General features: G+C 69.5%; 6 protein-coding genes. All 6 read left to right on the plus strand.

Going from position 1 to position 6,338, the window contains the following annotated elements:
* Window positions 1–98 precede the first annotated feature (98 nt).
* The 6 genes from ABT254_RS39860 to ABT254_RS39885 all read left to right on the plus strand — a co-directional run bounded on the left by ABT254_RS39860 (window position 99) and on the right by ABT254_RS39885 (window position 6,237).
* Window positions 99–923, plus strand: coding sequence for an NAD-dependent epimerase/dehydratase family protein (locus tag ABT254_RS39860; RefSeq protein ID WP_351481811.1), 825 nt, complete (start codon window positions 99–101; stop codon window positions 921–923).
* A 283-nt stretch (window positions 924–1,206) separates the two neighbouring features.
* Window positions 1,207–1,986, plus strand: coding sequence for a DeoR/GlpR family DNA-binding transcription regulator (locus tag ABT254_RS39865; RefSeq protein ID WP_351481814.1), 780 nt, complete (start codon window positions 1,207–1,209; stop codon window positions 1,984–1,986).
* A 111-nt stretch (window positions 1,987–2,097) separates the two neighbouring features.
* Entirely contained in the window at window positions 2,098–3,471 is a 1,374-nt protein-coding gene (locus tag ABT254_RS39870; RefSeq protein WP_351481817.1) for an ABC transporter substrate-binding protein, read from the plus strand.
* A complete protein-coding gene (locus ABT254_RS39875; RefSeq protein ID WP_351481820.1) occupies window positions 3,468–4,406 on the plus strand; it encodes a carbohydrate ABC transporter permease in 939 nt (312 codons plus the stop codon). The genes ABT254_RS39870 and ABT254_RS39875 overlap by 4 nt, the downstream gene beginning before the upstream one ends.
* A complete protein-coding gene (locus ABT254_RS39880) occupies window positions 4,403–5,251 on the plus strand; it encodes a carbohydrate ABC transporter permease (protein WP_351481822.1) in 849 nt (282 codons plus the stop codon). The genes ABT254_RS39875 and ABT254_RS39880 overlap by 4 nt, the downstream gene beginning before the upstream one ends.
* Window positions 5,248–6,237 carry a zinc-dependent alcohol dehydrogenase family protein gene (locus tag ABT254_RS39885; RefSeq protein ID WP_351481825.1) on the plus strand — a complete coding sequence of 330 codons (990 nt, stop codon included), beginning with the start codon at window positions 5,248–5,250 and terminating at the stop codon, window positions 6,235–6,237. The genes ABT254_RS39880 and ABT254_RS39885 overlap by 4 nt, the downstream gene beginning before the upstream one ends.
* Window positions 6,238–6,338 lie beyond the last annotated feature (101 nt).

The raw sequence follows: 6,338 nt of genomic DNA on the forward strand, positions 1-6,338 counted from the left end.
TCGCAGAGCACTTGACGGGGTCCGGCCCGGCTCCCTAGCGTGTCCATGGATGTGAATAAAGTGCACGCATGCGCCCGCCGACCGAAGGAGAAGCGAGGATGCCAGCCCCCCGCACCGTTCTGCTCACCGGCGCCGCCGGCGGGCTCGGCACCCTGATGCGGAACCTCCTTCCGGCCTTCGGCTACGAGCTGCGCCTCCTCGACGTACGCCCGATCGACGGCGACCCGGACGCCGTCACCGCGGATCTCGCCGACAGGAAGGCCCTGCGCGAGGCCGTGCGGGGCGTCGACGCGATCATCCACCTGGCCGGCATCTCCCTCGAAGCCCCCTTCGAGAAGATCCTCGCGGCGAACATCGAGGGCACGTACAACCTGTACGAAGCCGCGCGCGAGGAGGGTGTGGGCCGTATCGTCTTCGCCTCCTCCAACCACGCCGTCGGCTTCACCCCCCGCCCCCAGGGGGAGACACCTCTTGACGCGAGCGCGCTGATCCCCATCGACACCCCGCGCCGCCCGGACACGTTCTACGGCCTGTCCAAGGCCTTCGGCGAGGACCTCGCACAGCTCTACTGGGACAAGCACGGCCTGGAGACGGTCTCGGTGCGCATCGGCTCCTGTTTCCCCGAGCCCACCAGCGTGCGCATGCTGTCCATCTGGCTGAGCCCGGCCGACGGCGCCCGCCTCTTCCACGCGGCCCTGACCGCCGAGAACGTCGGTCACACCGTCGTCTACGGCTCCTCCGCCAACACACGCCTGTGGTGGGACCTGTCCACGGCACGGGCGCTCGGCTACGAGCCCCGGGACGACTCCGAGCCGTACGCGGCAAAACTGATCGCCGACCAGGGCGAACTGGACCCCGACAACATCGCCCACGCCTACCTGGGCGGCCACTTCGTGAGCGACCCGCCGATCTGGCCGTACTGAGGTCACCGACGCCGGCAAAGGCGGGAAACGATCGTTCGCGAGGGCGGGCGGGCACCGAACGGGCCCGCCCGCCCTCGTATTCGGGCATCGCGGCTGCCCGATCTCACGCCCCGGCCCACAGCCCCGCAGGTCCGAGGCGGGCACTCCGCTCGGCAAACGGGCACACACGGGCAGCATCGGCCCTGCAACAGGCCTGGTCAGCGCCGAACCCCGGGGGTAGAACTTCCTGCGAGGGCCCCACCGGGCCCGAACGGGCAGCACGGCACGGAAGCAGGTGACGGCGATGACGGCGAACTCTGCGAAGACGGCAGAAGAGCGCCAGCGGGAGATCGTGCGGACCGCGCGCGCCACCGGCTCGGTGGACGTCACCGCGCTCGCCGCCGCCCTCGGCGTGGCCAAGGAGACCGTACGGCGGGATCTGCGCGCCCTGGAGGACCACGGACTGATCCGCCGCACCCACGGCGGCGCCTACCCCGTGGAGAGCGCCGGCTTCGAGACGACGCTCGAGTTCCGCGCCACCAGCCATGTACCCGAGAAGCGCCGGATCGCGGCCGCCGCGGCCGAGCTGCTCGGGGACGCCGAGACGGTCTTCGTCGACGAGGGCTTCACCCCGCAGCTCATCGCCGAGGCACTGCCCAGGGACCGGCCGCTGACCGTGGTCACCGCGTCCCTGCCGGTCGCGGGCGCACTCGCCGAGGCCGACGCCGTCTCCGTGCTGCTGCTCGGCGGCCGGGTCCGCTCCGGGACGCTGGCCACCGTGGACCACTGGACGACGAAGATGCTGGCCGGTTTCGTCCTCGACCTCGCCTTCATCGGCGCCAACGGCATCTCCCGCGAGCACGGCCTGACCACCCCCGATCCCGCGGTCAGCGAGGTCAAGGCGCAGGCCATCCGGGCCGCGCGCCGCACGGTGTTCGCCGGCGTGCACACCAAGTTCGGGGCGGTCAGCTTCTGCCGGTTCGCGGAGATCGGCGCTCTGGAGACGATCGTCACGAGCACCCTGCTCCCCTCGTCCGAGGCGCACCGCTACTCACTGCTGGGCCCACAGGTCATCCGCGTCTAGAGAACTCGTCCGCGCCCGCACTGTGCGCGTCCGCACATCCAACTCGCCTTCCCCAGGGCACTTCCATGCCCGCAACCGCCCCTTGTCTCCCCATATGTTCAGGAGCGATACATGCGCACCCCGAGCCGACGACGGCCACCGCGAGCCACGCTCGCCATGGCCGCCGCAGGGACGCTGCTCGCCCCGCTGCTCTCCGGCTGTTGGGTCGGGGCGGGCGGGTCCGGTTCCGGCGGCAATTCCATCAACGTCCTGATGGTCAACAACCCGCAGATGGTGGAGCTGCAGAAGCTCACCAAGGCGCACTTCACCAAGGAGACCGGCATCAAGGTCAACTTCACCGTCCTGCCGGAGAACGACGTCCGCGACAAGATCAGCCAGGACTTCGCCAACCAGGCGGGCCAGTACGACGTGGCGACGCTCAGCAACTACGAGATCCCCATCTACGCCAAGAACAGCTGGCTGCACGAGATGAACTCGTCCGTCGCCAAGGACCCCGGCTACGACGAGCAGGACGTCCTGAAGCCGATGCGCCAGTCGCTGACCGCCGACGACGGAAAGCTCTACGGCCAGCCCTTCTACGGCGAGTCGTCCTTCCTGATGTACCGCAAGGACATCTTCGCCGAGAAGGGCCTGACGATGCCGGCCCACCCCACCTGGGACCAGGTGGCCAAGCTGGCCGCCGAGGTCGACGGGGCGAAGTCCGGGATGCGCGGCATCTGTCTGCGCGGCCTGCCCGGCTGGGGCGAACTCATGGCCCCGCTCACCACCGTGGTGAACACCTTCGGCGGCACCTGGTTCACCAAGGACTGGAAGGCCGGGCTCGACTCCCCCGCCTTCGAGAAGGCCACGAAGTTCTACGTCGACCTGGTACGCAAGCACGGTGAGTCCGGCGCCGCCCAGTCCGGCTTCGCCGAGTGCCTCAACAACATGACCCAGGGCAAGGTCGCCATGTGGTACGACGCCACGTCCGCCGCCGGCTCCCTGGAGGCGAAGGGCTCCCCCGTCAAGGGCAAGCTGGGCTACGCCCCCGCCCCGGTCGAGAAGACGGGCTCCTCCGGCTGGCTCTACACCTGGGCCTGGGGCATCCAGAAGGCCTCCCGCAACCCCGACAAGGCCTGGAAGTTCGTGTCCTGGGCCTCCAGCAAGCAGTACGAGCAGCTGGTCGGCGACACCAGCGGCTGGTCCAACGTCCCCGCGGGCAAGCGCGCGTCGACGTACACCAACGCGGACTACCGCAAGGAGGCCGGCGCCTTCCAGGAGATGACCAGGGAGGCCATCGAGGGCGCCAGGCCCAACAACCCGGGGGTGCAGCCGCGCCCCGCGCCCGGCATCCAGTTCGTCGGCATCCCCGAGTTCACCGATCTCGGCACCAAGGTCTCCCAGGAGATCAGCGCGGCGATCGCCGGACGCCAGTCCGTCGAGTCGGCGCTGCGCAAGTCCCAGCAGCTCGCCGAGAAGATCTCGAAGGAGTACGAGGGACGATGACCGCCACGACAACGGCTCCCCTGGCCGCAACTCCCGTACGCACCACCCACAGGCCCTCCGCCCGGCTGAAGGCCTGGTCCACCCGGGCCCCCCTGCTGCCTGCCCTGGTCTTCATGATCGTCGTGACCCAGCTGCCGTTCGTGGCCACCCTGGTGATCTCGTTCTTCGACTGGAACGCCCTGTATCCGAAGGCCCGCCACTTCACCGGCTTCGACAACTACCAGCAGGTCCTTTCCGACGCCGACCTGCGCCACTCGGTGTGGACGACGGTCCTGCTGACGGTGACGGTGGTCCTGGTCAGCCTGGTCCTGGGCCTGGTCCTCGCACTGCTCCTGGACCGGAGGTTCCGGGGCCGGGGAGTGGTCCGCACCCTGCTGATCGCCCCCTTCCTGGTGGTCCCGGTCGCCGCGGCCCTGCTGTGGAAGCACGTCCTCTACAACCCCGAATACGGCCTGCTCAACGGCCTGTTGCACTATGTGGGCGGCCCGCAGCCGGACTGGATATCGAACACCCCGCTGCTCGCGGTCGAGGCCTCCCTGATCTGGCAGTGGACGCCGTTCATGATGCTGATCCTGCTGGCCGGCCTGCAGAGCCGCGACAGTCAGCAACTCGAAGCCGCACGGGTGGACGGCGCGAGCGACTGGCAGATCTTCCGCCATCTGACGCTCCCGCACCTGCGCAGGTATCTGGAACTGGGCGCCCTGCTCGGCTCGATCTACATCGTCCAGAACTTCGACGCGGTCTTCACGATCACATCCGGCGGCCTGGGCACGGCGAATCTGCCGTACACCGTCTACCAGAGCTTCTACCAGGCCCACGAGAACGGCCTCGCCTCGGCCGCGGGCGTCCTGGTGGTCATCGGCTCGATCATCATCGCGACCTTCGCCCTGCGCGTCGTGTCGTCCCTGTTCCGCGAGGAGGTGTCCCGCGCATGAGCACGGTCGCCGTACGAACGAGCCCCCGCCGCAAGGGAGTCGGCCTGGGCCTGGTGGCCTGGCTGCTCGGCCTCGTCTTCTTCCTGCCCATCGCCTGGATGGCGCTGACGTCCTTCCACTCGGAGTCGGACGCGGCGACCAACCCGCCGTCCTTCGGCGCCGCCCCCACCCTCGACGGCTACCGCGAGTTCTTCGGCACGGGCGGCGGCGCGAGCCCCTGGCCCGCGCTGGTCAACTCCGCAGTGGCGTCGGTGGGTTCGACCGTTCTGGTCCTGCTGCTGGCGCTCCCGGCCGCGTACGCCCTCTCCATCCGCCCGGTGAAGAAGTGGACGGACGTCCTGTTCTTCTTCCTGTCCACGAAGATGCTGCCGGTCGTGGCGGGCCTGCTCCCGATCTATCTGTTCGCGAAGAACACCGAGATGCTGGACAACATCTGGCTGCTGGTCATCCTCTACACCTCCATGAACCTGCCGATCGCGGTGTGGATGATGCAGTCCTTCCTCGCCGAGGTGCCGGTCGCGGTGATCGAGGCGGCGCAGATCGACGGCGCCCGGCTGCCGACGATCCTCGCCCGCGTGGTGGCCCCCATCGCCCTGCCCGGCATCGCCGCAACAGCCCTGATCTGCTTCATCTTCAGCTGGAACGAACTTCTCTTCGCCCGAGTGCTGACCGGAGTGGTGGCCGAGACGGCCCCCGTCTTCCTGACCGGCTTCATCACCAGCCAGGGCCTGTTCCTGGCGAAGGTGTGCGCCGCGTCGCTCGTCATCTCCCTGCCGGTGCTCGCCGCGGGGTTCGCCGCCCAGGACAAGCTGGTCCAGGGCCTGTCACTGGGAGCCGTCAAATGAAGGCCGCCGTCATCGAGTCCGTGGGCCGCGCCGTCGTCACCGAGGTCCCCGACCCGACACCCGGCCCGCGCGAGGTCGTCGTCGAGGTCGCCGCCTGCGGCCTGTGCGGCACGGACCTGCACATCCTCCAGGGCGAATTCGCACCCAAGCTGCCGATCGTGCCCGGCCACGAGTTCGCGGGCCGGGTGGTCGGGGTGGGCACCCAGGTCACGGAGCTCGCGGTCGGCGACCGGGTGGCGGTCGACCCGTCGCTCTACTGCTACGAGTGCCGGTACTGCCGTACGGGCCACAACAACCTCTGCGAACGGTGGGCCGCGATCGGCGTCACGACGGCCGGGGGCGCGGCGCAGTTCGCGGTGGCCCCGGTGGCGAACTGCGTGAAACTGCCCGAGCACGTGCGTACCGAGGACGCGGCCCTGGTGGAGCCTCTTTCCTGTGCCGTCCGCGGCTACGACGTGTTGCAGTCACGCCTGGGCGCGCACGTCCTGATCTACGGCTCGGGGACGATGGGCCTGATGATGCTGGAGCTCGCCAAGCGCACGGGGGCGGCGAGCGTGGACGTGGTCGACCTCAACCCGGCGCGGCTGGAGACGGCGGTACGGCTGGGGGTGTCGGCGTCGGCTGCGAACGCGGACGAGCTGGACCGGCCGCAGGGCTGGGACGTCGTGGTCGACGCCACCGGGAACGCGGCGGCGATCCAGGACGGGCTGGGGCGGGTGGCGAAGGCGGGGACGTTTCTGCAGTTCGGGGTGGCGGACTATGCGACTCGGGTGACGATCGATCCGTACCGCATCTACAACGAGGAGATCACCATCACGGGCTCCATGGCGGTCCTGCACAGCTTCGAGCGGGCGGCGGAGTTGTTCGCGAACGGGGTGCTGGATCCGGAGGTCTTCATCAGCGACCGGATTCCGCTGGAGCGGTATCCGGAGGCGCTGGAGCAGTTCGCGGCGGGGGTGGGCCGCAAGATCGTGGTGGTGCCGTAAGGGTTCTCGCCCCCGCCGCCCCTTCCCGTCCCGACCCGGGGGCCAGCCCCCGGACCCCCGCTCCTCAAACGCCGGAGGGGCTGGATTTTGCCGGGCGGGCT

It is taken from the genome of Streptomyces sp. NPDC001137 (assembly GCF_040298885.1).
Classification (GTDB): domain Bacteria; phylum Actinomycetota; class Actinomycetes; order Streptomycetales; family Streptomycetaceae; genus Streptomyces.